This window comes from Tumebacillus permanentifrigoris (assembly GCF_003148565.1).
Lineage (GTDB): Bacteria > Bacillota > Bacilli > Tumebacillales > Tumebacillaceae > Tumebacillus > Tumebacillus permanentifrigoris.
Genome location: NZ_QGGL01000006.1, coordinates 40898 through 64725, shown reverse-complemented (window position 1 = coordinate 64725; position 23828 = coordinate 40898). Strand labels below are relative to the sequence as shown.

The 23828-nt window shown below is 57.2% G+C and carries 27 protein-coding genes and 1 riboswitch; of the genes, 3 read left to right on the top strand and 24 right to left on the bottom strand.

The genetic code is table 11. The features are described 5' to 3' along the window. Positions 1 to 17: 17 nt before the first annotated feature. Entirely contained in the window at positions 18 to 188 is a 171-nt protein-coding gene (locus C7459_RS23265) for a hypothetical protein (RefSeq protein WP_170119360.1), read from the bottom strand. Between the two features lie 95 nt (positions 189 to 283). Here C7459_RS23265 and C7459_RS08245 point away from each other — a divergent pair, with 95 nt between their 5' ends. Continuing rightward, positions 284 to 1117 (top strand): CBO0543 family protein, encoded by an 834-nt coding sequence (locus C7459_RS08245; RefSeq protein ID WP_109688288.1) that lies wholly within the window; start codon positions 284 to 286, stop codon positions 1115 to 1117. A gap of 49 nt (positions 1118 to 1166) precedes the next feature. On the opposite strand, the gene C7459_RS23260 is transcribed toward C7459_RS08245, so the two are convergent. The 5 genes from C7459_RS23260 to C7459_RS08225 all read right to left on the bottom strand — a co-directional run bounded on the left by C7459_RS23260 (position 1167) and on the right by C7459_RS08225 (position 4818). Beyond that, the gene (locus C7459_RS23260; protein ID WP_170119359.1) at positions 1167 to 1331 is read right to left on the bottom strand and encodes a hypothetical protein; all 165 of its coding nucleotides are present in this window, start codon (positions 1329 to 1331) and stop codon (positions 1167 to 1169) included. 14 nt (positions 1332 to 1345) lie between these two features. After that, the gene (locus C7459_RS08240) at positions 1346 to 2440 is read right to left on the bottom strand and encodes a tetratricopeptide repeat protein (protein WP_109688286.1); all 1095 of its coding nucleotides are present in this window, start codon (positions 2438 to 2440) and stop codon (positions 1346 to 1348) included. A gap of 186 nt (positions 2441 to 2626) precedes the next feature. After that, the gene (locus C7459_RS08235; protein ID WP_109688284.1) at positions 2627 to 3265 is read right to left on the bottom strand and encodes a YktB family protein; all 639 of its coding nucleotides are present in this window, start codon (positions 3263 to 3265) and stop codon (positions 2627 to 2629) included. A 33-nt stretch (positions 3266 to 3298) separates the two neighbouring features. Further along, a complete protein-coding gene (locus C7459_RS08230; RefSeq protein ID WP_109688282.1) occupies positions 3299 to 4258 on the bottom strand; it encodes a D-2-hydroxyacid dehydrogenase in 960 nt (319 codons plus the stop codon). 41 nt (positions 4259 to 4299) lie between these two features. Next, on the bottom strand, positions 4300 to 4818 hold the full coding sequence (locus C7459_RS08225) for a mismatch-specific DNA-glycosylase (protein WP_109688280.1): 519 nt from the start codon (positions 4816 to 4818) through the stop codon (positions 4300 to 4302). A gap of 90 nt (positions 4819 to 4908) precedes the next feature. On the opposite strand from C7459_RS08225, the gene C7459_RS08220 reads away from it, so the two are divergent. Further along, complete coding sequence (locus C7459_RS08220) at positions 4909 to 5244, top strand: cupin domain-containing protein (protein WP_109688278.1); 336 nt, start codon at positions 4909 to 4911, stop codon at positions 5242 to 5244. Positions 5245 to 5318: 74 nt separating this feature from the next. On the opposite strand, the gene C7459_RS08215 is transcribed toward C7459_RS08220, so the two are convergent. The 10 genes from C7459_RS08215 to C7459_RS08170 form a co-directional block, all read right to left on the bottom strand. Next, positions 5319 to 5675 carry a DNA-binding transcriptional response regulator gene (locus C7459_RS08215; RefSeq protein WP_109688276.1) on the bottom strand — a complete coding sequence of 119 codons (357 nt, stop codon included), beginning with the start codon at positions 5673 to 5675 and terminating at the stop codon, positions 5319 to 5321. 89 nt (positions 5676 to 5764) lie between these two features. Next, a complete protein-coding gene (gene bioB, locus C7459_RS08210) occupies positions 5765 to 6760 on the bottom strand; it encodes a biotin synthase BioB (RefSeq protein ID WP_109688274.1) in 996 nt (331 codons plus the stop codon). Positions 6761 to 6823: 63 nt separating this feature from the next. Continuing rightward, positions 6824 to 7528 (bottom strand): dethiobiotin synthase, encoded by a 705-nt coding sequence (gene bioD / locus C7459_RS08205; RefSeq protein ID WP_109688272.1) that lies wholly within the window; start codon positions 7526 to 7528, stop codon positions 6824 to 6826. A gap of 4 nt (positions 7529 to 7532) precedes the next feature. Beyond that, a complete protein-coding gene (locus C7459_RS08200) occupies positions 7533 to 8786 on the bottom strand; it encodes an aminotransferase class I/II-fold pyridoxal phosphate-dependent enzyme (RefSeq protein WP_109688270.1) in 1254 nt (417 codons plus the stop codon). Next, on the bottom strand, positions 8776 to 10170 hold the full coding sequence (bioA, locus tag C7459_RS08195; protein WP_109688268.1) for an adenosylmethionine--8-amino-7-oxononanoate transaminase: 1395 nt from the start codon (positions 10168 to 10170) through the stop codon (positions 8776 to 8778). Before bioA ends, C7459_RS08200 begins: the two co-directional genes overlap by 11 nt. 3 nt (positions 10171 to 10173) lie before the next feature. Continuing rightward, positions 10174 to 10959: a 6-carboxyhexanoate--CoA ligase gene (locus C7459_RS08190; protein ID WP_146200978.1), complete on the bottom strand. Its 786-nt coding sequence runs from the start codon at positions 10957 to 10959 to the stop codon at positions 10174 to 10176. Between the two features lie 122 nt (positions 10960 to 11081). Next, a complete protein-coding gene (locus C7459_RS08185) occupies positions 11082 to 11678 on the bottom strand; it encodes an MgtC/SapB family protein (protein ID WP_109688264.1) in 597 nt (198 codons plus the stop codon). Between the two features lie 183 nt (positions 11679 to 11861). Beyond that, positions 11862 to 12122, bottom strand: a complete 261-nt coding sequence (locus tag C7459_RS08180) for a helix-turn-helix domain-containing protein (protein ID WP_109688262.1) — start codon at positions 12120 to 12122, stop codon at positions 11862 to 11864. Next, positions 12119 to 12715: an RNA polymerase sigma factor gene (locus C7459_RS08175; protein ID WP_109688260.1), complete on the bottom strand. Its 597-nt coding sequence runs from the start codon at positions 12713 to 12715 to the stop codon at positions 12119 to 12121. The genes C7459_RS08180 and C7459_RS08175 overlap by 4 nt, the downstream gene beginning before the upstream one ends. Before the next feature lie 248 nt (positions 12716 to 12963). Next, entirely contained in the window at positions 12964 to 13764 is an 801-nt protein-coding gene (locus C7459_RS08170) for a Cof-type HAD-IIB family hydrolase (RefSeq protein ID WP_146200977.1), read from the bottom strand. Between the two features lie 240 nt (positions 13765 to 14004). On the opposite strand from C7459_RS08170, the gene C7459_RS08165 reads away from it, so the two are divergent. Then, positions 14005 to 14619 carry an RsfA family transcriptional regulator gene (locus tag C7459_RS08165; RefSeq protein ID WP_109688256.1) on the top strand — a complete coding sequence of 205 codons (615 nt, stop codon included), beginning with the start codon at positions 14005 to 14007 and terminating at the stop codon, positions 14617 to 14619. A gap of 60 nt (positions 14620 to 14679) precedes the next feature. On the opposite strand, the gene C7459_RS08160 is transcribed toward C7459_RS08165, so the two are convergent. The 8 genes from C7459_RS08160 to fabL all read right to left on the bottom strand — a co-directional run bounded on the left by C7459_RS08160 (position 14680) and on the right by fabL (position 23813). Next, positions 14680 to 16203, bottom strand: a complete 1524-nt coding sequence (locus C7459_RS08160; protein WP_109688254.1) for an S-layer homology domain-containing protein — start codon at positions 16201 to 16203, stop codon at positions 14680 to 14682. After that, positions 16187 to 16909, bottom strand: a complete 723-nt coding sequence (locus C7459_RS08155) for an ECF transporter S component (RefSeq protein WP_109688252.1) — start codon at positions 16907 to 16909, stop codon at positions 16187 to 16189. Before C7459_RS08155 ends, C7459_RS08160 begins: the two co-directional genes overlap by 17 nt. Then, entirely contained in the window at positions 16906 to 18666 is a 1761-nt protein-coding gene (locus C7459_RS08150; RefSeq protein WP_109688250.1) for an ABC transporter ATP-binding protein, read from the bottom strand. The genes C7459_RS08155 and C7459_RS08150 overlap by 4 nt, the downstream gene beginning before the upstream one ends. Position 18667: 1 nt before the next feature. Next, positions 18668 to 19552: an energy-coupling factor transporter transmembrane component T family protein gene (locus C7459_RS08145; protein ID WP_170119358.1), complete on the bottom strand. Its 885-nt coding sequence runs from the start codon at positions 19550 to 19552 to the stop codon at positions 18668 to 18670. A gap of 23 nt (positions 19553 to 19575) precedes the next feature. After that, positions 19576 to 20853: a DUF4430 domain-containing protein gene (locus C7459_RS08140; RefSeq protein ID WP_109688246.1), complete on the bottom strand. Its 1278-nt coding sequence runs from the start codon at positions 20851 to 20853 to the stop codon at positions 19576 to 19578. A gap of 76 nt (positions 20854 to 20929) precedes the next feature. Further along, positions 20930 to 22231, bottom strand: a complete 1302-nt coding sequence (locus tag C7459_RS08135) for an S-layer homology domain-containing protein (RefSeq protein WP_170119357.1) — start codon at positions 22229 to 22231, stop codon at positions 20930 to 20932. A gap of 128 nt (positions 22232 to 22359) precedes the next feature. Then, positions 22360 to 22546: riboswitch (cobalamin riboswitch) on the bottom strand. 79 nt (positions 22547 to 22625) lie between these two features. Next, positions 22626 to 23000, bottom strand: a complete 375-nt coding sequence (locus C7459_RS08130; protein WP_109688242.1) for a hypothetical protein — start codon at positions 22998 to 23000, stop codon at positions 22626 to 22628. 54 nt (positions 23001 to 23054) lie between these two features. Further along, positions 23055 to 23813 carry an enoyl-[acyl-carrier-protein] reductase FabL gene (gene fabL, locus C7459_RS08125; protein ID WP_425450720.1) on the bottom strand — a complete coding sequence of 253 codons (759 nt, stop codon included), beginning with the start codon at positions 23811 to 23813 and terminating at the stop codon, positions 23055 to 23057. Between the last annotated feature and the right edge of the window lie 15 nt (positions 23814 to 23828).

Here is a 23828-nt window from a genome sequence, read left to right as displayed (position 1 = left end):
CCGCGCATCCCGCGCGGTCAAGAGTTCGGCGATTCTTGTGATCCATTGTCATTTTCATCGACTGACATCGTGGTCACCTTCGTCGTGTCACCCGCTGCTTTTTCCGAATCGGTCGCCTCGCGATGCAGTTCATCATCTTCCAAACCGGGAGCAACCGATGGCTGTGGCTGGGGAGTTTGTTCTGACATTTGCACACACCTCCTCTGCTTTTAGTATCTCTGTAAACAGATGCAATATCCTCTCTCAAAACGGGCAAAGCTAGCAAGGAAAGGGGGTGCGATCGATGCCGTTTCTGCTCTTGTTTCTCATCTCGTGGCTGGCCTTCTTGCTTTTTGCCGATTGGAAAAAGTGGAGGATGTACGCGCCAGTCAGCTTGCTGGCGATGGTGATGAGCTTGCTCAGCGACCAGTTCGTCCAAAGTATTCCCCTCTGGACCTACCAAGACACCTATGGGATGCTCCCCGCCACGGTTGTTCGTTTCATGGATGACATCGGTGTCTACCCTGTCACCGCCTATCTATTTGTCCAGTATGTACCACGCCACCGACCTGCAAGCAGATTTCTGTATTTTTTGGCGTGGACCAGCGGGGTGATTCTATTGGAAAAAACCTTTTGCATCCAAGGTTGGATGGCACACAAAAGTTGGTGGAATTTGTGGTGTTCCTATCTCTGCGACTGGCTGATCTTCTATGCCCTCTACCGCTTCATGCTCCTGCTCCAACGCGACGTCAAGCACGAGAAACAAACGTCAGATGTTGTCGAATTAATGAAGCAACACGGTCTGTACCTGAGTTTCCTCGGTGAACGCAACCACGCGGAAGTGATGCTCTTAGAGGTGGAGCCCGGCTCGGAAGTTCCGGCGCACACCCACAGTGGTGACGAGTTTTCGCTGCTCTTGCAAGGGCAACTCGAAGTGACTGTGGGGGCGGAGCGACAGGCGCTCTCCTCTGGTCAGTGGCTGAACATCAGCCGTGAAGTCGTGCATAGCGCCGTCAACAGAGACGCTCAGGAAAATGCGCTCGTCCTGTCGATTCTCCTCTCCTCCGGTTTGCAACAAAAGCTGCGCGAACATACGGTAGATCAACTCCTCCTCTCCAGCGAACCGATACGGCTCTAAGGGCAGTAAAAAAGCAGAAGGCCTCGACCTTCTGCTTGGTATCGTAAATTCAGCCTACAGTGATCGTAAACGGATCTGGCTGATCATTGATTGCTACCTGATTTGCTTGCGAAAACGGTAGCGGGGGGTCCATTTCTGCCACGAAAATGGAACTGCTACCAGCCACCAACAGACTACATACCAAGGCGATCCCCATCCAAACTTTCAGTTTCATCGGAAATTCCTCCCTCAACTTTGGTTTTGGACTGCTTTGCTGCCATACTCTCCGGCCAAGTCGTTGCGGCCGATCTGCCGAAAGTACTCGGTTACTTTGTGTAACAGCATGATCACATGATGCTTGACTGCCACTCGCTCTAGCAAATAGGTTGCACGAGTTGCCACAACTTCGAGTTCGGAATATCTCCCGAGCTCGTAAAGAATCGTGGCCCAACAGTCCAACGACTTGACTTCCTGGTCGTGAAGTCTGTATGGGTGACAGAGTGGGAACGCCTGAGTCACATAGCGCAGAGCACTGTGCCACTCCTGCCGGCTGATAAAGTATTTGGTGATCGAGAGCAAGGTGTTGACCTGTCCGGCATGGTCTTTGGTGCGCTTTTTCATTTCCAGCGACATCCGCCAAGCGGCTACGGCCTCTTCCATCCGTCCCCAATCCCTCATCAGCTCAGCATAGTTATGCCAAGACCGGGCCAAGTGAAAGTAATCCTTGTGTTGCTCCATGCCCTTGCGTGACCTCGTGAGGTATTCGCAGGAGTCTTCGAACCGCTTCAACGACTTGAGATCGCTACCGATCATGAATTCGAGGATACACACGCGATGCGTGTCCCCCTTCTCCTGAAATCGGTGCAGAGCGCGTTCTGCGTACTGAATCGATTCATCGAATTGACCCAAGGTCGAGTGCACCATCGAGAGGTTTTGCCAAAGTGTCGGGAGATCCATCGAGTCCGCTGTATCCGGAACTCCTAGTTCTTCGACCCGTTGCAGGACTCGCAGTGCATCCTGGTGCATGCCTAGACGTATGTAGATTCGGCCTTTGGAACGCATCACACGCGAGATCGTGGTCAGATCAGGACTGGCATCATCGGCTTCCACCGCCCATTGGTACCAGTTCAGGGCAAGCCAGAAGTGTTTCGCCTTCTCCAACAGTTCACCAATTCGCAATGCCAGAGGGAAGTCAAAAGTTTTCCGCACCAGCATCTCCCAATCGGCGATACCTTCACCGATCGATTGAAGGGCTACATCCGGGTCGCTCTCCACCAATAGCTCTAGCCTGTGCAGTTCTTGGTGCAATTCTTCGATCGTCCGGATCTGTACGGTAGACTCCACTGTGTTCCCTCCTCCTCTGCTCTCAAAGTGGTTCGTGTCTATTACTATAGGATGCCTTCACTAGAACTTCAAGAGCAAAAAGGTAACTATTAACAAATACGACGAAGGTTCTCATCAACCCCTTACATTCGACATCTGTTTCGACAAAAAAGACACCGCCCCACAAGCGTGGACGGTGTCTTTGGCTTAGACGGAAACGGTGGAAAATGCGAGTTGGTACAGCGGTGCCAACGTCTGAAAAACCTCGGTGGCACGGGCCAGAAACGCCTCTGGAGACAGCTGGATCGCCTCGTCGCGCGGGATGGTCGTCCCGATCATCACTTCGCCGTTTTTCTGATTGGCGAGGCGGTGTGCGATGCGGTCGTAGTCGGCCTGTTCCATCTCGGACATGACCATCCCTTGTGGATTCATGTGGTCCGGGTACCAGAGATAATGGGATGGCAGTGTCTGTTTGATCTCGTCGAGGTGGACGAGCATCTGCTCGGCGAACACGCCCTTCATCGGAGATTCGTAGATGATCCCGAATTGGATAAACGCGTGGGTATTCCAAGCCCCGATCTGGAAGTGCGGGTACATCTTGTACCCTTTTTTGTTCTTGCTCCACGCCACCCAGGAATCGTGCGGCGGGTTGGTTTTGCGGCGGGCATGCTTGGCGACGTGCGCGAACATCTCCTCGCCCGTCAACTCGCTGAGCAGCGGGGTGCAGTCGACGCCTAGTTGCGTCAATTTTACGCGCAGATTGGCGATCAACGCATCCATGCGCGGTTGAAGTCCATCAATCGTGAACACGTCAAAATCTTGCGGTTCAAAACCTGTGAATTGCACAAAATCACTCCTTCAATGCCTGCTGGTACGGTCTTAGTAGCCTTTTTTCGTGTCGATCACGTTGATCATCTCCCCAACCCCGCTGGTGTAGACGCGCAGGTTGTGGCGGAAGATCTCTTGGGCACGCTCCATATATTTCGGAGAACGGCTGGACAGATGCGGGGTCAGGACGACATTTTCCAAGCTCCAGAACGGATGATCCTCCGGCAACGGCTCTTCGACAAAAACGTCGAGGCCCGCGCCGCGAATTTTCTGCGCTTGGAGGGCGGTCAACAGCGCGTGCTCGTCGACCACCAACCCGCGGGCGATGTTGATCAACACGGCAGATTCCTTCATCAGCCCGATTTCCCGCGCACCGATCAGGCCGCGCGTCTGGTCGGTCAGCGGGACGATAACCACGATGTAGTCGCTGCGTTGCAACACATGATCGAGGCCGGAGCTGTCGAACATCTCATCGATGCCTGCGACTTCACGCTGGGTCGCTGCCACGCCGAGCGTGTGCATGCCAAACGCCTGTGCCCGCTTGGCGATCTCGGAACCGATTGCACCTGCGCCGATGATGCCAAGCGTCTGGCCGGACAGTTCGTCGATGCGGATCGTGCGATCCCAGAGACGTTTTTGCTGATTGCGATAGAGTTCCACAAATCGGCGCGAGAACATCAGGATCAGCCCGATCGTGTACTCGGCCATCGGGACTTTGTGGATGCCCCGAGCGTTTGTGACGAGGATGTCGCGGGCGTCAAGCGCCGGGAACGGCATCAGTTCGAGTCCGGCGCTGATCACTTGAATCCATTTCAAGTTCGGGCAGGCGGCGACGAGCTCGGGGGTGAGGTCTTCTCCATATGTGATCATGATCTGGGCGTCCGCTAGGTCTTGTTTTGCATCGTCGATGCTTTTGAAGACGCGGATGTCCAGAGCTGGTGCGATCTCGCGGATCGTGGCGACGTGACGGTCGCTGACGGGGCACGTGGTGAGCAGAACCACAGGGGTCATCTCCTTTTGGGTATCTCTTTAGAGCAAGTATAACGGATTTCCTACTTGTCGACGACTGTCCATAGGTCGTGGTAAATCTGCAAGATCGCGGGATAGGGCATCCTGACCAACCCGCTGGACGAGGGGGCGACGAAATCGATCACGCCCTCGATCGTCGGGTGCGGTTGTGCCCCCCATCGAATGTTTTTGACTTGGGCGTACTGTTCATAGACACCCTTGCCGACGAAGCACGCGACCTGCGGGCGGTGCTCCCGCAACAACGCCTGCAACCGTAGCCGACCCTGTGCATACTCGTCCTTCGTGATCTCGTCCGCGCGCCGTGTCGGTCGGGACACGATGTTCGTGAAACCATATCCGACGTGGAGCAGGTCCCGATCCTCTGTCGGATGCATGCGGCGCACCGTCAAGCCGGATTCGTGCAACAGCTTCCAGAAGCGATTGTTTTTCCCTGCATAATTATGCCCGACCTCGCCTGATCGTAGCGAGGGATTGTATCCGATAAAAAGCACCTTCAACCCCGGTGCCAAGCTGTCTGGGATGTAGCCAAGTCCGTCTGGCATGGAATCGCCTGCTTTCTCTCTGTTCGGTTAAAATCCACCAGCCCTGCACAAACTATCCGCGCAGGAAGTTTGGGAAGGAGGCTCCATCTGATGAACCGTGCGGAAACCGTTTTTCAAAATCCCGCTTTTGATGAAAGCCAAGTCGGCAAAGTCAACAACTTCACCGGTGCCGACCTGACGACCAACACGTATTATTTTCGTCCTGGACAAACGATGAACTACCAAGGCACCCGCCCTGGCGATCAAGTGTACGTCTGTCTCTCTGGCTCAGGTCAATTCTACCTCAACAATGGCACAGAAGAAGTGATCGATGTCGCAAGCGGTTCGATCGTCTACGTACCGTCTGGCGTGCAAGCGCGAATGGTCAACAACGGCGAGTCCGAGTTGATCTGCACCGAAGTCTGTCACCCGTCCAAGCACCACTAAGACTCACGCACACAAAAAAGCCCGACTCCCTTCACGCGAAGGGGTCGGGCTTTTACAGGCTATCCGCTCGCACGTTACGCGAGGTATTTTTTCAGAAGGTTCGGAAGATCGATCTTGAACTTCGAGTTCGCGACAACTTCGTCACAGCCTGCCGCTTGTGCTGCCTCATGGGCCTCCACATCAACGTGAGGTCCGTAAGCGAGCACAGGGACGCCTGCTTCCTTCGCCTTAGCAACCATCTCCTGCCAACCGGGTTGCACCGCTGTCAGATCGAGAATAACCAAAGACGGATGAATGTCCAACTTCTCCACGACTTCCTCATTCGACGATACTAGAGTCACAAGTCCACCCATCGTGCTCGCCAACTCCGCGATACGTGTCGAGAACATCAGGTTAGGTACCAGCCCTAAAACGGTTTTCACAGCTGCCATTGTGCACTCTCCTTTCTTCCTCAGGTGATATGGTACACATTAAGACTAGACCAAATGGTCAGGAGATGCAAGTGAACTTTCTCTAACTTTTAGAGTGCGCACTCCTCAATTTCGAAACCGAGGTCTTGAATCATGCCCCAGTCGGAGGTCGGTTCTTGGCCTTGGGTGGTCAGGTAGTCCCCGACAAAAATCGAGTTCGCCGCGTACAGACCCATCGCTTGTAGCGAGCGCAGGTTGATTTCGCGACCGCCGGAGAGACGGATCTCCTTGGTCGGGTTGACGAAGCGGAACATCGCGACCGCTTTCAGGCATTGGCGCGGGTTGAGGTTTTTGTAGGTCTCCAGCGGTGTGCCATCGATCGAGTTCAAGAAATTGACCGGGATCGAGTCGACGTCGAGCGACTTGATCGAGAAGGCCACGTTGACCAACTCTTCGGGCGATTCGCCGAGGCCCATGATCACGCCAGAGCACGGCGACATGCCGGATTCTTTGACTTTGGTCACGGTGTCCACGCGGTCATCGTAGGTATGGGTGGAGCAGATGTTGTCGTAGTTTTCCTTGGAGGTGTTCAGGTTGTGGTTGTAGCGGTTCACACCTGCTTCGGACAGTTTGCTGGCATGCGTTTCGCTGAGGAAGCCGAGGCATGCGCAGATTTTCAGGGAGGTGGTCTCGCGGATTTCCTTGATCGCGTCGATCACACCGTCGAGTTCTTTGTCAGACGGACGGCGACCGGATGCGACGATGCAGTAGGTGCCCGCTTTGCGAGCGATTGCTTCTTGGGCACCCGCGAGGATCGATTCCTTGTTGAGCATCGCGTATTTTTCCACCGGGGTGTCCGCGACGATCGATTGCGAGCAGTAGCCGCAGTCTTCCGGGCAGAGGCCGGACTTGGCGTTGATGATCATGTTGAGTTTGACTTTGTTTCCGTAGTAGTGCTTGCGGATCGCGTAGGCCGAGTGCAGGATGTCGAGCAGATCTTCATCCGGTGCTTCCAGCAGGGCGAGTGCTTCCTCCTTGGTCAGTGCGTGGCCTTGCAGGACTTGTTCCGCGAGTTCGCGGTAGTTGAGCTTGGTGGTCGTCGTCATTGGGTGATACTCCTCCTCGAGATACGAATTGAATTTATATAGGAAAATGGTAGAACGCGTAGGTTAGTCGCCGCCGAATAGGTAGCGGGCGATTCGATCGATGTCGACCGTGTGTTCGACAGTTTCGCGAATCTGTTCAAGCGTGGGGTCGGAACCAAGCCACGGAACGTGGCCGAGCACCGGAACTCCGGTGTATTCTTCGATGTACGCTGCATTGAAAGGTTCGCTGATCTCGGCATCAGGTCTCCCCCCGCCACTGAGGATCACGCCGCGAACGTTCAGTCCATTTTGCTCGGCGTAGTTGACGGTGAGCACCGTGTGATTGACCGTACCAAGCCCGGCGCGGGCGATCAGCAGCAAGGGATGGCCCAGATCGCGGGCGAGATCCACGACGCGGGTGTCTGCTGTGAACGGCACTGCGAGTCCTCCAGCGCCCTCGATCAACAGGTAGTCGTGCAACTGCCGGACCTCCTCATACTTGGCGAGCAGGTCGCGGCGGTGGAGAGCGACTCCCGCACGCTCGGCGGCGAGTCGGGGGGCGAGCGGTTCGGCGAATGACCAGCCGCAGATCTGCTCCGCAGTGTCGGGGAGATCGGCGAGGTTTTTTAACCGCATCGCGTCGCCCGCTGGGTCGTGTGCGAGTTCGCCCGATTGCAGCGGCTTCCAGCATCCGACGTCAAGACCGCGCTCGCGCAGGGCGTAAGTGATGCCGCCGGAGACGAGAGTTTTGCCAACGCCCGTGTCGGTGGCTGTAATGAAAAGCGACATGTTGTTATGCGCCTCCTTCTGCTAGGTTGGTTCGGGCCTGTTGGAAGGCTTTCACGATGGAGTCCATGTCGGCGTCTGTATGCGACGCAGTCAGAGTGAGGCGAATTCGGGATGTGCCTGCTGGCACGGTCGGTGGACGGATGGCCGGGGCGAACACCCCTACCGCTTCCAACTCACGAGCGAACTGGACCGCATGATCAGCCTCACCAAGCACGATGCCAAGGATCGGGGTGTCGCTTGGGAGCACCTCGAAGTCGGCCGCGAGCAACTGGTGGCGCAAGCGTTTGGCGCGCACGAGCAAGTGCGAACGGCGCACAGGCTCGTTTTTGACAATCTGGAGGGCGGCCAATACGGCACCGATTCCTGCAGGGCTCATGGCGGTGGAGTAGATGAACGGGCGGGCGCGGTTGATCAGATACTCGACCATGTCGCGGCTGCCCGCGATGTACCCACCCTCGGCACCCAGTGCTTTGGACAGCGTGCCCATCTGCACAGCAACTCGGGTTTGGCAGTTGAAGTGGTCGGCTGTACCAGCCCCTTTGCTGCCTAGCACCCCGGTGGCGTGAGCATCATCCACCATCACGTCAGCCCCGTAGCGCTCTGCCAGATCGCAGATTCCCGGCAGTGGGGCGATGTCTCCATCCATTGAGAAGACGCCATCCGTGACGATCAAGATACGGTCGTACAGGCCGCCCTTGCGAGATCGAATGCGAGAGTCGCTGATGCATTCAGCAGACTCAGCAGACTCAGCAGACTCAGAGGTTTTCAGACCGCGCGCGACTGCGAGCTTTTTTTCCAAATCTGTGAGGTTGCAGTGCTCGTAGATTTGCACGTCAGCGCGCGAGAGTCTGGCTCCGTCGATCAGCGAAGCGTGGTTGAGGCTGTCGCTGAGAATCAAGTCTCCAGAACCGACCAGCGTGGTCAGCGCCGCGAGGTTCGCCATGTACCCCGTGTTGAACAGCAACGCCGCCTCCGTCCCTTTGAACTCCGCCAACTCCCGCTCCAGATGCTCATGCAACGCCGTGTTCCCTGTCGTCAACCTCGATCCACCCGACCCCGTGCCGAACTGCCGGATCGCTTCGATCGCCGTCTCTTGCAAAAGCGGCTCATCCGCGAGCCCAAGGTAGTTGTTCGACGCACACATCAACATCTCGCGCCCCTCCACCACCACAACCCGCGAGGACGCGCTCTCCATCCGTCGCAAGCGGCGGTACAATCCAGCGTCGCGGATGGCGTCCAGCTCGGACTTAAAGTCCATAGGGCAACGTCTCCGATCTGACTTGCACGCCACGTTCCGTGATGTCCGCCACCGCTTGGTACAGGATGTCGATCATTGCATCCAACTCTCCCTCCGTCGAGGACAGCGGCGGCATGAACACCACGACGTTGCCTAGCGGTCGGATGATCATCCCTAGCTCACAGGCGCGGCGGGAGACGATCAGGCCGATTTTCTCCTGCCATTCATACTCTTCCTTCGTCGACTTGTCCCGAACCAGTTCGATCCCGATCATGAACCCGCGCTGCCGGATGTCCCCGACATGCGCCAACTCTTGAAACTGCTGCAGGCGCTCTGCGAGGTAAGCAGACTTTCTCGCCACCTCGTTCACCAGATCGCGCTCGGCGAACAATTTCAAGTTCTCCAAAGCCACCGCACAACCCAATTGGTTCCCGGCAAAGGAATGGCCGTGGAAAAACGTCTTTTTGCTCTCATATGTACCCAAAAATGCGTCATACACCTCATCGGTCGTCACGGTCGCCGCCACCGGCAGATAGCCGCCAGTCAAGCCCTTGCCCATGCACATGATGTCTGGCGTGACCCCGTCATACTCACAAGCGAACATCTTGCCCGTCCGTCCAAACCCTGTCGCGACCTCGTCGCAGATCATCAACACGTCGTGCTTCGTACACAACTCGCGCAATCTGGCGAGGAATCCTGCGGGCATCGTGATGATTCCCGACGCCCCTTGGACGATCGGTTCGATCAGGAATCCGGCGATTTCAGAACCCTTTTCTTCTAATAAATGTTCCACTTGTTGCAAGCAGGCGAAGGCGCAGGATGACAGCTCCTGACCGACCGGGCAACGGTAGCAATACGGATATTCCACGCGATACGACTGGAACAGCAATTTCGAGTATGCCTTGTGGTACAGATCGATCGCCCCGACCGATACCGCGCCGATCGTGTCTCCGTGGTAGGCATTGTTCATCGTGACGAACGATTGCTTTTCTGGCTTGCCACGGTGCTGCCAATATTGGAACGCCATCTTGATCGCGATCTCGACCGATGTCGCCCCCGAGTCGGAGTAGAACACTTTTTGCAGCCCATCTGGAGTCAGCCGGGCAATCTGCTCCGCCAACTCAATCGCGGGGACGTTTGCCATGCCCAGAATCGTCGAGTGCGCGATCTTCCCCAGTTGCTCGGTGATCGCTTGGTTCAGTTCAGGCACGTTGTGCCCGTGGACGTTTAGCCAGATCGACGACACACCGTCGTAAAACTCCCGCCCGGTCACATCGCGCAGCTTCACGCCTTCCCCAGACTCGATGATGATCGGTTGGTCCTCGTGATAGCCTTGCATCTGTGTGAACGAGTTCCACAGATAGGACTTGCTTTTCTCAGCCAATGCTTGATACTCGTCTGACATGTTTTACTCTCCTCTCACTAGCGCCGGGCTCTGGATCGCATCGATCAGCACCGGCGTCTGCAACGCTTTTTCATAGTCCAGCACGTCTACTCCGCGCACGAAAAACACCCGTCCGCCCAGTGGACTGCCCCATTCCTTCAAGTGCGGGATGCGCACATACCCGAGCGCTGATGACGCGACATATCCGGAAACGTACCCAGGATCGTCCGACCAGCAGAGCTCCGCGACTGTGCCCGTCGTCGCGACGACTTTTGAAGCGATCGCCAACGCCTCGGCTATCCGCTCATTGGCGATCCCCTCCGCACGGACTGCGTCCTGCCAACTTGCCAACGCCTCTGGCTGCCAGTCGATCTTGGAGACGCGCACACCGCGAGCCGGATCGCTTTCCAACCGCGCTCCTGTGTCGGCGTCCATCACGAGGGCCCCGCGCATCACCGTGCCCGCTGGTCCCGGCCCTGTGGCGATCCACTGCACCGCCTGTGCTGCGACCTCGCGGGAGATGCCGGCCTTCACAAGTTCCTCGATCGCCATCGCTCGCCCCTGCTCCACCGTCTGCACCGGGCGCTTCGAGATCGGCAACGCCTGTACGCCACGCACATCGGAGCCCAACACGCGCTCCACCGTGACTTGGATCAGATCCGGTCGTCCCAACTCATGCGTCAACGCCCTGCGCACCAACGCCTGAACTCGCGCCTCGATCTCCTCCGCCGACACCAACCGCTCTCCTCCCGAGATGTGCGCCCCATCCTCCGCTGCACGCATCCGGACACTGTAGTACTCCTGCTGCACCGACCAAACCCCCGTTCGTTTGTCAACCTAGCTAGATTTCAAGTTAACAATCCAATATCCAGAGTGTACCACGCATTCACACACAAAAAAAGCAGTAAAAAACATAAAAAAAGAGTGTATCGCTAAGATACACCCTGACCTTCGTGTTTTTCTGGTCGATCTTCATCTTGTTGATTGTCCTTGCGCTTCTCTGCATTGTCCTGTTCCTCATCGTTCAACCCGGTCTCCGCTGAGCCCCATCTGCGGAACATGCGCGGGAACAGGTGATGCGCATCGAGGATGACGAAGACCAGCAGCGAGGACAAGATTCCACTCAGGTACATGCCCGCCCCGATCATCAACCCGATCGCAGCTGCGACCCACAGACCCGCCGCCGTGGTCAAACCCCGTACAAATCCACTTTTGTCCTTGATGATCGTGCCCGCTCCAAGGAACCCAACGCCAGCGACGACTTGAGCCGCCACCCGTCCAGGGTCCATCGTCGGACCGGTCGCAGGGAACCCGAACTCAGAGGCCAGTGCATACATGCACGATCCGAGACAGACCAGCGAGTACGTGCGGAACCCGGCACCCGTGGCACTCCCCACATTCGACGCCTTCAGGTTGCGCTCACGCTCCATGCCCATGATCGCCCCTGCGATGAATGCGATGATCAAGCGCACCGCCACGATATCAATGACCGAGAGTTCCTTCAAGAGATCTTGCCAGATCGCTGTCATCTCGATCCCTCCTTCTCTCCGACAATTTACGAAATCTTTACAAAACGACAATCGAATTGTCCCTTATTATACATCCCGAAACCCGGACTTACAATCGGATACCTCTAGGCTATTCTGTTCTGTCCACACCAAGCACACAAAAAAGCGCCCCGACCATACCCCCTGGTCGAGACGCATCACGTGTTAGTTGGACAGTCGAGAGTTTTTCGCCCATTCCTGTTCCACCAGTTCCATAAAACCATACGGCAGCTCCTCTCGATAGGAACGGACCAGGACGATCAACCGCAAGATCAGTTCTTGCTCAAGATCATGTGCATCCTTGAGATCCGCTTGACGCGTGTACTTTTTGATCAGTGGGCGAAAGCGTTCGATGACCGTCTGCAACGCCTCAGAGTCGCCTGATTTGGCGCGCAAGATCAACGAGCGCAACGTCTCCTCTCTCATCGACCCACCGACCTCTCCGTCGGCGATCGCGACATTTTTTTGCGCAACAAACCAAGCGATGACTGCTTGAGTTTGTTGATCGCTTGCTGACTGACCCCTAATTCCGCAGAGATCTCCGCCTCGGTGCGCTGCTTGACATACAAGAGATACAACACCGTCTGTTGCTTGTGTGTCAACCCTTGAATCGCCTCATGCAAAGCCGGGTTGCCGGTCAGGTTCAGCAACTCCTCCGACTCCTCGACCACCTGCATCTCCACCGACATATGCGGGTCCTCCAAGAGCTCGATGCGCTCATGGCCCCCCGCTTCCTCCGACGAGAGCGGCATGTTTAGGAGCAAGGGTTCCTGCTTGGCTTTCGCGCGCGACTTGTTGAGCAGATGCAGCGCCTCATAATGAATGTGTTTGCGGACGAATCCGAGGAAGCGCATTTCAAAGTAATGTTCGGCGAAACGCCTCTCCAACTCCAACCGGTCCGCTTCGTTGCGTGTCAGGATGACATTGGTGAACAGCCGACGATTGTCAGCCACCTGCAAGAAGCGGTGCAACAACGGATTGCTGAAAAAAGGCACGACGGGCGACTGTGTTCTCGACATGGTGCTCCCTCCCTTTTTTCATTGTGAATTCGAAATTACTAGTAAATGCGTTTCGTTTATCCTTTTCACAACCTGTCCGGAGAAATAGTTTCCGAACTTTTCCGACATTAAACGATATATTCGGCAGAGTAAATAAATATTATCGATGTCGGTTTTTACTTATATATACGCCCGCCCTACTGGACATTCCTGCTCGTCCACGCGTTTCCGTCAGAATTCAGAAAAAAAGCTGCGCCGACCGGTCACGGTCAGAGCAGCTTTTCCAAGACAAATGCGATGCCGTCGTTGTCGTTGGTGTCGGTGATTTGGTTGGCGATGGCTTTCAGCATCGGGTTGGCGTTGCCCATCGCGACGCCATGCCCAGCATATTCGATCATCTCCAAATCGTTGTCCTCATCGCCAAATGCGATGACATGTTCCTGTGCAATCCCGAAGTGATTGGCGATCACCTGCAAGCCTGTCGCTTTGTTCACGCCCGCTTTGACGATCTCGATGACGTGCCACGGAGCGCCCCAGAGACGGTGCTCGATGACACCGGCGTGAAATTCGCTGAGGTGTTCGCGCAACTCGCGCATGTTCTCACGCTGCGGGTAGATCAGCACAGATGTCGGATGATCGTTCAACAGGCTCGGGATGTGACCGACGCCCAGCGGCGTATGCCCTTCCCCCATAAATCGCACCAAGTTGTCATCGTGCTGTTTCAAATAGTAGTCGTCCTTGACTTCCACGATCACGTTCTCTGCGCGGAATTGCTCACAGACTTCCAGGATCTTCAGGGCCGTCTCGCGCTCCATCGGGAAATGATGGTGCCCCCACTCAGCGTCATCCGCATGGTGGACCAACGCGCCGTTAAAGTTGACCATCGGGGTGGTAAGACCCAGCTCGCGGTAGTATTGCACGCTCGACCGAAACGGCCGGCCCGTGGCGATGACGACATGATGACCGTCCTCGATCGCGCGTTGCACGGCACGCTGGGTGCGCGGCGAGATTTTTTTCTCCCGAGTGAGTAGCGTTCCATCGAGATCCAGCGCAATCAGTTTTTTGCTCATCACGGTGCTCCTTCCCGTATTCGCTTGCGAAGTAAATTATCGGAATAATACCTTACTTGTCAGATTTTTGTCAAGGCGAAAATTCAACCAAAACTTTTTCTTATTTTTGTATAAGAAAAGTGACAGAATGGGCGGACTCTCTCATATGAATGGAGTAGACACCTAAATTTCACGAATGAAAGTGTATCAATCTCCCAACTGCGGGACATACAGGTAGTATACGATTTTGGAGGCGATATGATGGAAACAGTTGAACGTTGGACCACCCGCTCAGACGCTTGGACGGCGGATGATGACCGGAAGTTGGCAGAGATCGTTCTGCGTCATATACGAGAAGGCAGTACGCAATTGAACGCTTTCGTGGAATCTGCCAACCTGCTGGGCCGTACACCTGCTGCTTGTGGTTATAGATGGAACGGTGTCGTTCGCAAGCATTACGAAGACGGCATCAAGGAAGCGAAAAGCGCCAAAAAGGAACGCCTCTCCATCCGTCAACAAGCCAAACAGCGTCGGGTGTATGGCCCAGACTTGGATGACACCTCGATTGACGGCATCATCCGCGCCTTGAAAAACCACGAACGGGAGTACTTCAACTTACAAGAAAAGTCTCGTCTGTTGGAACAGAAAGTCATCGAGCTTGAAATCCAATTGCACCAACTCGCCTACGAGAACAACAACCTGCGCACACAGAACGGGCAAAGCCCGCTGACGGAAGACTCCAAAACCCTGCTTGAGATCATGGATCGGGCGCGTCGAATTCTGGAACTGGAGCAACAAGGCAACGGACAACCGCGCTTCCACCTCGCAGAGGATGGCGACCTTGAGGCGCTGGAATCAGGACAAGAGCTTGAGTAAGCGCTAAAAAAGAGAGTCCACAACTTCGGTTGACGGACTCTCTTTTTGCGTGGTGCGATCTCAGTGTGCCGATTTGATCTGGTCGTCGTAGAGTCGGACAAAGGAATAGCCGACTTCGGCGCGCGTCGCGGGCGTGTCCGCACGGAAGTTCGGGTAGAGCAGGCCGTGTTCCTTGGCGACGGACACGTAGCCGTCGTACCACTCGGTCTTCGGACGGCTCAACGCGTCCCGCTCGTACTGGCTGCCGAGCATCCGCACGAGAATCGCCAACACTTCTGCCCCGGTGATCTCCCCGAGGGGATTGTAGGTCGTCGTGGACGTGCCGTAGACGAGCTTGTGCTTCAAGGCCACCGCGATGTACGGATTCGCCCAGCCACCATCGACATCGGTGAAGGCTTGGGTGTGCGGGCCGACTTCGCCCTTGAGTGGTTCCAGCGATCCGTCGACGAGGACTTTGGCGAACTGTTCACGCGTGATCGGCTCGTTGGTTCCATAGGTCCCATCCGTGTGCCCGGCGATGACGCCGAGGTTGGCCAATTTGATGTTGTCCGCGTAGTAGGGATGGTTGAACGGCAGATCGGGGAACGCGGGCTTCCACGCAGCTTGCTGGGTGACGTTCTCCGCATGCAGTTTCTGGAACACCGACTTGCCATGTAGAACGTCCGAGTACGCCATCACGATGTTCTGCGTGGACATCGGGTTGGCCGCGCCGCCGACGTTGTACGCGAAGCCACCGCTTGCTGTGCGATAGGTGTTCAAAAAAGCAAAGGGGTCGTTCCCGCCCTTTTGCCACGTCTTCGCGTCGAGGCCGTAGGAGACGAGCGCTTGCAGGACGGTCGAGGCCGAGTCCGAGTTCTCCGCACCTTCTGAGGAGAAGCCGCCGCGTTCGTTTTGCATGCTCTTCAGGAAATTCAGCGCGCGCTGGACGGACGGGTGCGATTGATCCAGTCCGAGCGCATTCATCGCGATCAGGGCAAATGCCGTGACGTCCGGGTTGGACTTGCTCTCCCCGCTCCGCCAGTCAAAACCACCGTCGGCGTGTTGCTTGGCGAGCAGGAAGTCGCGGGCTTTGTCGGCGTTGGGAATTTGCACGCCTGCAGAATAGAGCGCGATGATGCCATAGATGTGCGGGTTGAGCAACTCCTCCCCCTCTCCATAGATCGAGTCGGCAAACTTTCCGTTCGGGAGTTGGGCGGAGAGGATCGCCTGGAGGAAGTCCTTTTTGCCAAAAGCACGCGGGTTTTGACCCGCGCTGAGCAGACCGAGCAGCGTGCTCTCGAAATCGGTGGTCGCGTCGGTGAGCCCGATGTTGTGGCGAACTTCCGCCTCGCGGTAGGTGATGCCGTTGCTGCCATCCGCGTTGCTCCACTTCGGAGATGCGACCGATTCTCCTGCCGCGTAGAGGGCGACGGCAGGCCAGCCGACGGTGTATTTGAAGGCGTTTTTCTGCAGGTCGCTGTGCAGGACGTTCAGCGCGGCATTGCGTTGATCGAGCAGAGACGGCGCATCGGTGGCGAACACCGGTTGGCTGAGCAGGGACATCGCGAGCACCGCGACGACTGCGGACTTAGTTGTGTTTTTCATGGGGCAGCACCTCCAGGGTTGTGATCGTGAGCTTTTTGCGGAACCGCCAGAGGATCGGCAGGAAGCGGCGGGTCAGCAGCAGGGCGAACAGCACATTTGCCACCGCATGTGAGATGTCGAACAGCAAGGACGAGGTGTTGGTCAACAGCCACGTCTCGAAGTTCAGCGGGTAGACGGTGCTCAGCCACGTCCAGAGGTTCATGATCCAGCCAAACAGGAAGCCCCAGAGCAGACCGAACAGGGCGAGCTCGTAAGCCGTCACTTTTTCCCCGCGCAGTCTGCCGAACACGCCCGCACTGGCCCCGGCGAGACCCCATGCGACCATCTGCCACGGGGTCCACGCGCCCTGCCCGAAGTAGACGTTCGACGCGATCGCGGCGGTGGTGCCGACCATGAATCCAGCACGCGGGCCAAACACATAGCCTGCGAGGATGACGAGATACGTGGTCGGCTTGAAGTTCGGAAACGGGGCAAAAATTATCCGCCCGACGACGGCGAATGCGGCAAGCGATGCGATGACCGCCATCTCCTTCGAGGAGACGTGGGCGCGTTCGTAACGCAGGTAGAACAGACCGAGTCCGAGCAGGAGGAGCAGCAGGGAGGTGAGCGCCCAGTTCAGGTCCTCATCAGGCCAGAACGTGTAGGCGAGATAGATCCCGCCCAGAGCAAGCGCGATGAACAGCACGGACCCTAGCCGTTTTTTCATCGGTGCTCGCCTCCTTGGGCATCCATTCGTCGAAGTGCCTCCGCACCATCAGCGAGCGTGACCACGCGGTCGAGGACCCCGTGGAAGACCCGGCTGGTTTGCGGGGAGTAGAACAGTCCACGGGTCAGCATGTCCTGCGGGCTGCCCTCTGCGACAACCTGTCCGTCGTCCAAGAGCAGAATCCGCTCAGCATACTCCGCCGCGAATTCGATGTCATGCGTGATCAACACCACCGAACCTCCAGCCCGCACATAGGCGGTCAACCACTCTCCGAGCGATTCCTTCTGCCCCGCATCCAACCCCCGCGTGGGTTCATCGAGGAGCAGAGCTTGCGGTTGCTGCACCAATACGGTCGCCAGCGCCGCCCGTTGTCGCTCCCCCCCGCTCAGGTCGCGCGGGTTGCGGTCGAGCAAGGACAGGAGCCCGAGGCTGTCCAACACATTGGCCAGCACGCGCTCCGCCTCCGCATCTCCTACCGACAAACCCACCAACGTTCTGGAAAACTCACACTCCGCACGCAAGGTGTCATGGAACAGGTAATCGCCCGGATTCTGCGACAGATAGCCCAATTTCCCTGCTAAGTCTGCCGGTTCCAACGACTTGGTGTCCCGCCCTGCAAAAAGCACTTTGCCCTCCTGCGGTTTGGCAAGTGCTGCAAACTGACGGAACAGCGTGCTCTTCCCTGCGCCGTTGGCTCCCAATAGAGAGGTGAACTGCCCGCGTCCGATCTGCACGCGCAAGCCTTTCAACACCTCAACGCCATGCGGGTAGCCGAACCGCACATCCCGCGCTTCCAGCAACACATCCTGTGGATCGAGCGGACCTGCGCCGAACATTTTTTTCATCACCTGCGCGAGCTTCGAGGACATCGCGCGGCGCGGTGCTTCCTCCTGACGCGGTGCCAAGTCCGCAACCGCACAGCCGGATGCTTCGATCTGTTCGCGCACCAGTTGCCGTGCTGCCTTGACGGTCAGCGGGCGCTCTGAACGACCTGCTTGCACGAACAGTTTGGTGACTGGGACCAACAACTCCGGGCGTTGCTCGGCGGCAAAGTGCGCAAACCCTTGCGGCGACCCGTCATACTCGATACGCCCACCATCCAGCGCCACGATGCGGTCGGCGAGATGGACGACGCGGTCGAGACGCTGTTCGACCAACACGACAGTCAAGCCTAACTCCTCGTTCAGCCGTTTGATCAGGTCGAGGATCTCCTGCGCCGCGCCGGGGTCGAGCTGTGACGTCGGTTCGTCTAACAACAGCACATCAGGTTGCAACGCCATCACAGCGGCGATCGCGACTTTTTGCTTCTCCCCGCCGGAGAGGTCGGCGGTGCGCTTGTGTCGCAGCGGGGCGAGGTCAAAAAAGTTCAAGACCTCCGCCACCCGTCGCCGCATCTCCGAAGTGGAAACGTGCGCATTCTCCAAGCCAAACGCCAATTCGCGCTCCACTTCGGTCATCACCAACTGCCGCTCTGGGTCCTGAAACACCATCCCGACATGCGAGGCGATTCGGCGGTTGTCGTACTCCGCGAGCGACCGTCCCCGGTACTGCACAACGCCGCCCACCCGTCCGCCGTAAAACTCCGGCACCAAACCGTTCAGAGCGCGGAGCAACGTCGACTTGCCACAGCCAGACTTGCCTGCGAGCACCACAAACTCGCCCTGACGCACCGACCAATTGATCTGGTCGAGCGCCGGGCGTTCAGCATCCGGGTAGTAGTAGGTGAAGTTCGTGAGGAGCAGTTCTGGAAGTGCCATCTTAGTGTCGTCTCCTTTTTTTCAACAGAACGGGCGGCAAGGCGAGCGCAATAGACAGCACCAGTGCATGCAGGATCGTCGGCCACGGGCCTTCCTCGCTCATCTTGGTGTGGATGCGCGGATAGTAGTCGATGTAAGTCCACGCCGTCGTCCATGACCAGACGACGAGCGCGATGGCTGCGAGAAACGCGCTCCACGTGTAGACATCGCGCCGCCCCCACCGTTCCCGGGAGTAGGACGAGCGTTTGCCTTGACCGAATCCGCGTGCTTCCATCGCTTCTGCGACTTGCCACGATCCTTCCAGCGCGGAGATCAACAAGACCCCGAGCATCGGACGGCGGGCGGCGAGGCGGCGCAACACATGTCCATCGTTGAAGCGGACACCGCGCGTCTGGAGGACATCTCCGATCTGCTCTGCCTGTTCGGAGAGGTACGGAATCAGGCGGGTCGTCATCATCGCCGTAACGGCCGATTTCTTGGCGACCTTGGCAGACAATTCGAGGGCACGGTCAGCAGACAACCAGTGCAGTGTGAGGGCAAAGATCCCGAAAAACACCAACATCCTCAGACCCATCACCAACCCGTAGGCCAGTGCTTCCCCCGTGATGCGAAGCTGTCCGATCACCGCGACAGAGGGTCCTTTGTAGAGCAGGGTCGCGCCGTTTTTGTTCAGCAGGACGTTGATCACGAGGATCAGGAGCAAGATCGGGATGGCAAACTTCAACGTCCTCGCATAGGTGCGCAAGCCTCCATGCAGAGCGAGTGCAAACAACAGCACGACCCATTCTGCGCCCAGATACAGCGGGTGAAACGTCAAGACGGAAACCATCAGCAACAGAAACGGATAAAAAAGCAACGTCAGCGCATGCCCGTACAGCTCTCGCATCCTGGGATCTTTTGACCCTCCGCTCATTGTGCGACCGGCACGGCGAGCGCGTCTGTGCCGTTGATGACGACGCCGATCTTGCCGTGCAGTTTGTCAGGGCTGGTGATCATGATGTCGATTGCTTGGTCCAATCCAGCTTCTGTCGCGCCGATGACGAGCCACGTCGGTGTCGTACCACCACCTCCGTTGCTGCCGCTGGCGAGGATCGCGGATTGACCGTTGCGGTCGGTCGACTTGCCCTGATAAGTGAGCGCTTGCACATGATCCCCACCAAACTTCGCGTACAGCCCCGTGCGCGTCGGTGCGCCGAACAAGGTCTGCACCGCCGCTTGTTCGCCAAGTTCGCCCCACGTGCCGAGCACGATCGCGTTGGTTGACGGATGCGCCACTTTGTCATCCGCATACGCTGTGGTGCTGACGTTGCCCGCACCCAATCCACGCAAGGCGGTTGCCAGACGAGCAGCGTCGGAGGCGTGATCCCCACTATAAAAAATCGTCGTGCCCGGCTGTGCCCCGTCGTATCCCGTCGTGAACGGATGCGGGTACGAGGCGACCACGTGCGGTGTGCTGGAACCATCCCCCGACCAATCGTGGTAATCCCACCAGACCGCATCGCCCGACTTCGGCTTGATCGCGTCAGCTCCCACCTTGCCGATGCTGCCATTGACATAGTAGAACCAGTCGCGTTTTTTGCGGGTGAAAAACGACTTATCCGTATACCCCGACTTCGTCCCGTTGATCGAGTTCACATAGCCTCCGCCGTATGCGGTCTCGATCTCCAAATGATCGCGCATCGTGTCGAGCAAGCTCTGCTCTGCGGAGTAGGAAACTCCTTGCTTGAAGATCCCGTTCGACCCGAAGTACTCCGTGACAGAGAGTTCAAATTGGCCAGCGGGAGTTGCACTCCCCGCCTGTGTGCTAGGCCCAGACGTGTCGCCCTGGTTCGCGCTCCCTGGGGTGGTTGAATTCCCCGCGCTGGCCGGAGTTGACCCAGACGAGGGCGCGTTGCCACCCCCACCTGTGCTACTGCTTGAACCTCCCGATGCAGCTGTGGCCGCAGAGCTTTTGTTGGATGTTGACGGATCGGAGGCGTTGCCGGTCGATGCGTTTTTGTCAGCGGGCTTGCTCTGCGGTTCTTGGGATTTTGGTTCCGCTTCCTGTTTGTTGTCATCGACGACCGCGGCCTGCACCTCTTGCTGCGGCAGCGTTTCCGGCTTGTTGAGTTCAGATGACGATTTGCCGCATGCGGTACCGACCAGTGCAAGCGCAACAAAAAGCCCAAGACCTGTTGCTTTCTTCATGATTGCCTACTCCCTCCTCACCTGTAAGAAAAAGGAGTGAGGCTCGCACCGAGCCTCCACTCCACACGTACCTATGCTACTTCTGGTTCGCTTTATACACAGTCGCCAACACTTTTGCAACTTCGGCGCGAATCGCCGGAGCTTGTGGGCGGAACGTGCCTTCTGCATCGCCGTGCAGGTAGCCTTGATCGACCAGCGTTTGCACGTAGCCTGCCGCGTAGCCGGAGACTTCCGCTTGGTCGGTGAAGGACAAGTGCGGCGCGGTGGCCGGTTGGAGCTTGCCATAACGACCCAGCACGACCGCGAGCTCTTCACGGGTGACCGGGGCATCGGGGCGGAATGTGCCTTCCGCATCGCCGCTCATCAACCCGAGGCGCGATGTAGTCTGGATGAACTTGTTGTACGGGCTGTGCGACACGACATCCGGGAACGTCTGAGCCCCGCCCAAGTTCAGGTCGCCGAGCAGAGCTACGAACTTCGCGAGTTCAGCGCGAGTGACCGGACGACCCGGTTCGAAGTGGTTGGTGCCATCGCCCACAGCCAACGCATTTTTGCCAAACCAATTGATTTCCGATTCGGCCCAGTGGAAAGTTTCTGCGTCTGAGAAGCCGTAGCCAGCGTTGCCGACCAGCACGTTCAGGTCGCCAGAACGGATGATCAGCGGCAGACGGGTTTCCGGGTCGATTTTGTCGAGGTTCAGCGTGACCAGACCGATGTCGTCGAGCTTGACATGTGCCACGCCGTCTTTGTCGGTGACAAACTCCGCTTCGTCAGCATTGACCGTCATCAGCGAGGCGCCTTCGATCGGCACCACGGTGGTCGTCGCATTCCACTTCTCATCATAAGTGGTTTTCTCCGCCGTGACTTTCACCGTGAATTCCTCGCCCACTTGCGGGTGGGTGGTGGAGAACTCCACTTTTGGGTACAGCGTTTGCGTAAAATCAGTGAAGCCCCAGACCACTTCATCACCGTCGTGCAGTTCGGTCGCGTCTGCGGAGACGTCGAGCGACTTGCCGTTCAGCCAAGCGAGCCACGCGGTGTTTTTGTTGATCGTCTTCTCAGCAGCCCCGTTGATCTTGGTTACATACACGCCATACTGGGTGCTGTTCGCGCTGTAGTCAAAGCCTTCCTGTGCCGCGATGTCGACGAGTGCGCCCATCACGGTCGGTTTGTCCATCGCGATGGATTCACCCGAGGCGTTTTTGTAGGATTCGTTCCCGACTTCGAGAAACTCTTGCTTTTGGAACCCGTTCGGGCCGACGACGCGGACCTTGACATGGGCTTTGGTGTTGGCAGCGGCATGCACGCTGAGCGTCGGGGCCATCAGGCCTGCGATCAGCAGCGTGGAAGCGGCGATTTTTGCAAACTTGCGATTCATCTGTAGTCGTGCTCCTTCCATCTCTCACACAAATAAAAAACTCCCAAACCGGTCGGTCGGGAGAACAGTTCAGTCCTGCGCAGATAAACCATGGCAGAGTACCCCTGAACCTTCCCACCGAAGGCTGTACGAGAAACGCCTTCAAAGCAGGTTTCCTGGCTCACGGGTCCACCGACGATCGCCCCTTCTCATGCCGCGTCGGCACAATGGGATTGTTGCGAGGTCGTCACCGTATACAGTAGCGGGGGCTGCAGCGGATTCACACCGCTTTCCCTGTGGCATGACAGACATGCCAACTTTAAGGCGCATTGCTAGCAAATTACAAAACTAGTGTACCATTGTGCAGAAAAAAAAACCAGCGGCCGCTTGGGCCCGCTGGTTTTTTGGCGAGGACTTATTGCTCTTCGTAACGATCGAAGCGCATGTTCGGCACAGCGCCGAGCGGCAGGAACGCGGATCGACCATTGATCAACGAGTGGTCGATCAACGAGTTGTACTCATACACGAGGTTGAGGGCTTTTTTGAAGTCCGGCTCGTCGGTAAAGTTGCCTTCTAGCAGAACTTCGAACAGGCCCGTGACAAACTTGCGGTCAGCCTTGGCTTTGTCCAGCGCGACCTGCAGTCGAGCGACCATGTCTTGGTTGCCCATCGCTTCCTGAGCTTTCGATTCGACCGTAAACGCGCCGATCGCAAAATTCGCGGCCGCAATCGCCGATTGGATGACCATGAACTCATTACTGCGCAGAATCTTATCGTCTTGGTGTTCCATGTGCAATCACCTCGTTACTATCTTACTGCACTGGGTATTTGTGGTCAAACGTGGTTAGCCGATCAGCGAAAAGCCGCCGTCGATGACCAACGTTTGGCCCACGATCATCCGGGACTGGTCGGAGCACAGGAACAGCACCGAGTTTGCGAGATCCTCCGGCGTGATCATGCGGCCGGCCGGCGTGCGGTCGATCGCGTGTTGGATCATCTCTTCGCGGTTCGGGAAGTGCGTCAGCGCATCGGTATCGACCGCTGCACCTGAAACCCCGTTGACGATGATGTTTTTCGGAGCGAGTTCGACGCCGAGGTAGCGGACGAGCGATTCGAGCGCAGCCTTGGAAGTCCCGACACACGTGTAGTTTTTCAGCGCGAAACGCGAGCCGAGCGAGGAGATCGCTACGATCGAGCCGCCTCCGCGCGCTTCCATCATCGGGACTGCCTTTTGCGCGAGGAACAACAGAGCCTTGGCGTTGATGTTCAGCGTCCAGTCCCAGTGTTTCTCCTCGACTTCCATCGCCGGGAGTTGCACGCCAGAAGCGGCGTTGGAGACGAGGATGTCCAGACCGCCCATCACGTCCTGAATTTCATCAAAAATCACTTGGTGCTTCTCGAGATCGCCGACATTGGCCTTGATGATATGGCAGCGGCGACCGAGCGCTTCGATCATCGCCTTGGTTTCCTCGGCAGGCTTGCGGTTGCGGAAAAAGTTGATTACCACATCCGCGCCTTCCTCTGCCAAACGCAATGCAATCGCCCGCCCGATGCCACGAGTGCCGCCGGTGACGAGCGCGATTTTACCAGTCAAACTAGCCATGCTAGATACCTCCAA

What these genes read in the sequence shown, in the direction of transcription:
- C7459_RS23265 (WP_170119360.1), bottom strand. Translation starts at nt 188, where the DNA reads ATGTCAGAACAAACTCCCCAGCCACAGCCATCGGTTGCTCCCGGTTTG.
- C7459_RS08245 (WP_109688288.1), top strand. Translation starts at nt 284, where the DNA reads ATGCCGTTTCTGCTCTTGTTTCTCATCTCGTGGCTGGCCTTCTTGCTT.
- C7459_RS23260 (WP_170119359.1), bottom strand. Translation starts at nt 1,331, where the DNA reads ATGAAACTGAAAGTTTGGATGGGGATCGCCTTGGTATGTAGTCTGTTG.
- C7459_RS08230 (WP_109688282.1), bottom strand. Translation starts at nt 4,258, where the DNA reads ATGACCCCTGTGGTTCTGCTCACCACGTGCCCCGTCAGCGACCGTCAC.
- C7459_RS08225 (WP_109688280.1), bottom strand. Translation starts at nt 4,818, where the DNA reads ATGCCAGACGGACTTGGCTACATCCCAGACAGCTTGGCACCGGGGTTG.
- C7459_RS08220 (WP_109688278.1), top strand. Translation starts at nt 4,909, where the DNA reads ATGAACCGTGCGGAAACCGTTTTTCAAAATCCCGCTTTTGATGAAAGC.
- C7459_RS08215 (WP_109688276.1), bottom strand. Translation starts at nt 5,675, where the DNA reads ATGGCAGCTGTGAAAACCGTTTTAGGGCTGGTACCTAACCTGATGTTC.
- bioB (WP_109688274.1), bottom strand. Translation starts at nt 6,760, where the DNA reads ATGACGACGACCACCAAGCTCAACTACCGCGAACTCGCGGAACAAGTC.
- bioD (WP_109688272.1), bottom strand. Translation starts at nt 7,528, where the DNA reads ATGTCGCTTTTCATTACAGCCACCGACACGGGCGTTGGCAAAACTCTC.
- C7459_RS08200 (WP_109688270.1), bottom strand. Translation starts at nt 8,786, where the DNA reads ATGGACTTTAAGTCCGAGCTGGACGCCATCCGCGACGCTGGATTGTAC.
- bioA (WP_109688268.1), bottom strand. Translation starts at nt 10,170, where the DNA reads ATGTCAGACGAGTATCAAGCATTGGCTGAGAAAAGCAAGTCCTATCTG.
- C7459_RS08185 (WP_109688264.1), bottom strand. Translation starts at nt 11,678, where the DNA reads ATGACAGCGATCTGGCAAGATCTCTTGAAGGAACTCTCGGTCATTGAT.
- C7459_RS08180 (WP_109688262.1), bottom strand. Translation starts at nt 12,122, where the DNA reads ATGAGAGAGGAGACGTTGCGCTCGTTGATCTTGCGCGCCAAATCAGGC.
- C7459_RS08175 (WP_109688260.1), bottom strand. Translation starts at nt 12,715, where the DNA reads ATGTCGAGAACACAGTCGCCCGTCGTGCCTTTTTTCAGCAATCCGTTG.
- C7459_RS08170 (WP_146200977.1), bottom strand. Translation starts at nt 13,764, where the DNA reads ATGAGCAAAAAACTGATTGCGCTGGATCTCGATGGAACGCTACTCACT.
- C7459_RS08165 (WP_109688256.1), top strand. Translation starts at nt 14,005, where the DNA reads ATGGAAACAGTTGAACGTTGGACCACCCGCTCAGACGCTTGGACGGCG.
- C7459_RS08160 (WP_109688254.1), bottom strand. Translation starts at nt 16,203, where the DNA reads ATGAAAAACACAACTAAGTCCGCAGTCGTCGCGGTGCTCGCGATGTCC.
- C7459_RS08155 (WP_109688252.1), bottom strand. Translation starts at nt 16,909, where the DNA reads ATGAAAAAACGGCTAGGGTCCGTGCTGTTCATCGCGCTTGCTCTGGGC.
- C7459_RS08150 (WP_109688250.1), bottom strand. Translation starts at nt 18,666, where the DNA reads ATGGCACTTCCAGAACTGCTCCTCACGAACTTCACCTACTACTACCCG.
- C7459_RS08145 (WP_170119358.1), bottom strand. Translation starts at nt 19,552, where the DNA reads ATGCGAGAGCTGTACGGGCATGCGCTGACGTTGCTTTTTTATCCGTTT.
- C7459_RS08140 (WP_109688246.1), bottom strand. Translation starts at nt 20,853, where the DNA reads ATGAAGAAAGCAACAGGTCTTGGGCTTTTTGTTGCGCTTGCACTGGTC.
- C7459_RS08135 (WP_170119357.1), bottom strand. Translation starts at nt 22,231, where the DNA reads ATGAATCGCAAGTTTGCAAAAATCGCCGCTTCCACGCTGCTGATCGCA.
- C7459_RS08130 (WP_109688242.1), bottom strand. Translation starts at nt 23,000, where the DNA reads ATGGAACACCAAGACGATAAGATTCTGCGCAGTAATGAGTTCATGGTC.
- fabL (WP_425450720.1), bottom strand. Translation starts at nt 23,813, where the DNA reads ATGGCTAGTTTGACTGGTAAAATCGCGCTCGTCACCGGCGGCACTCGT.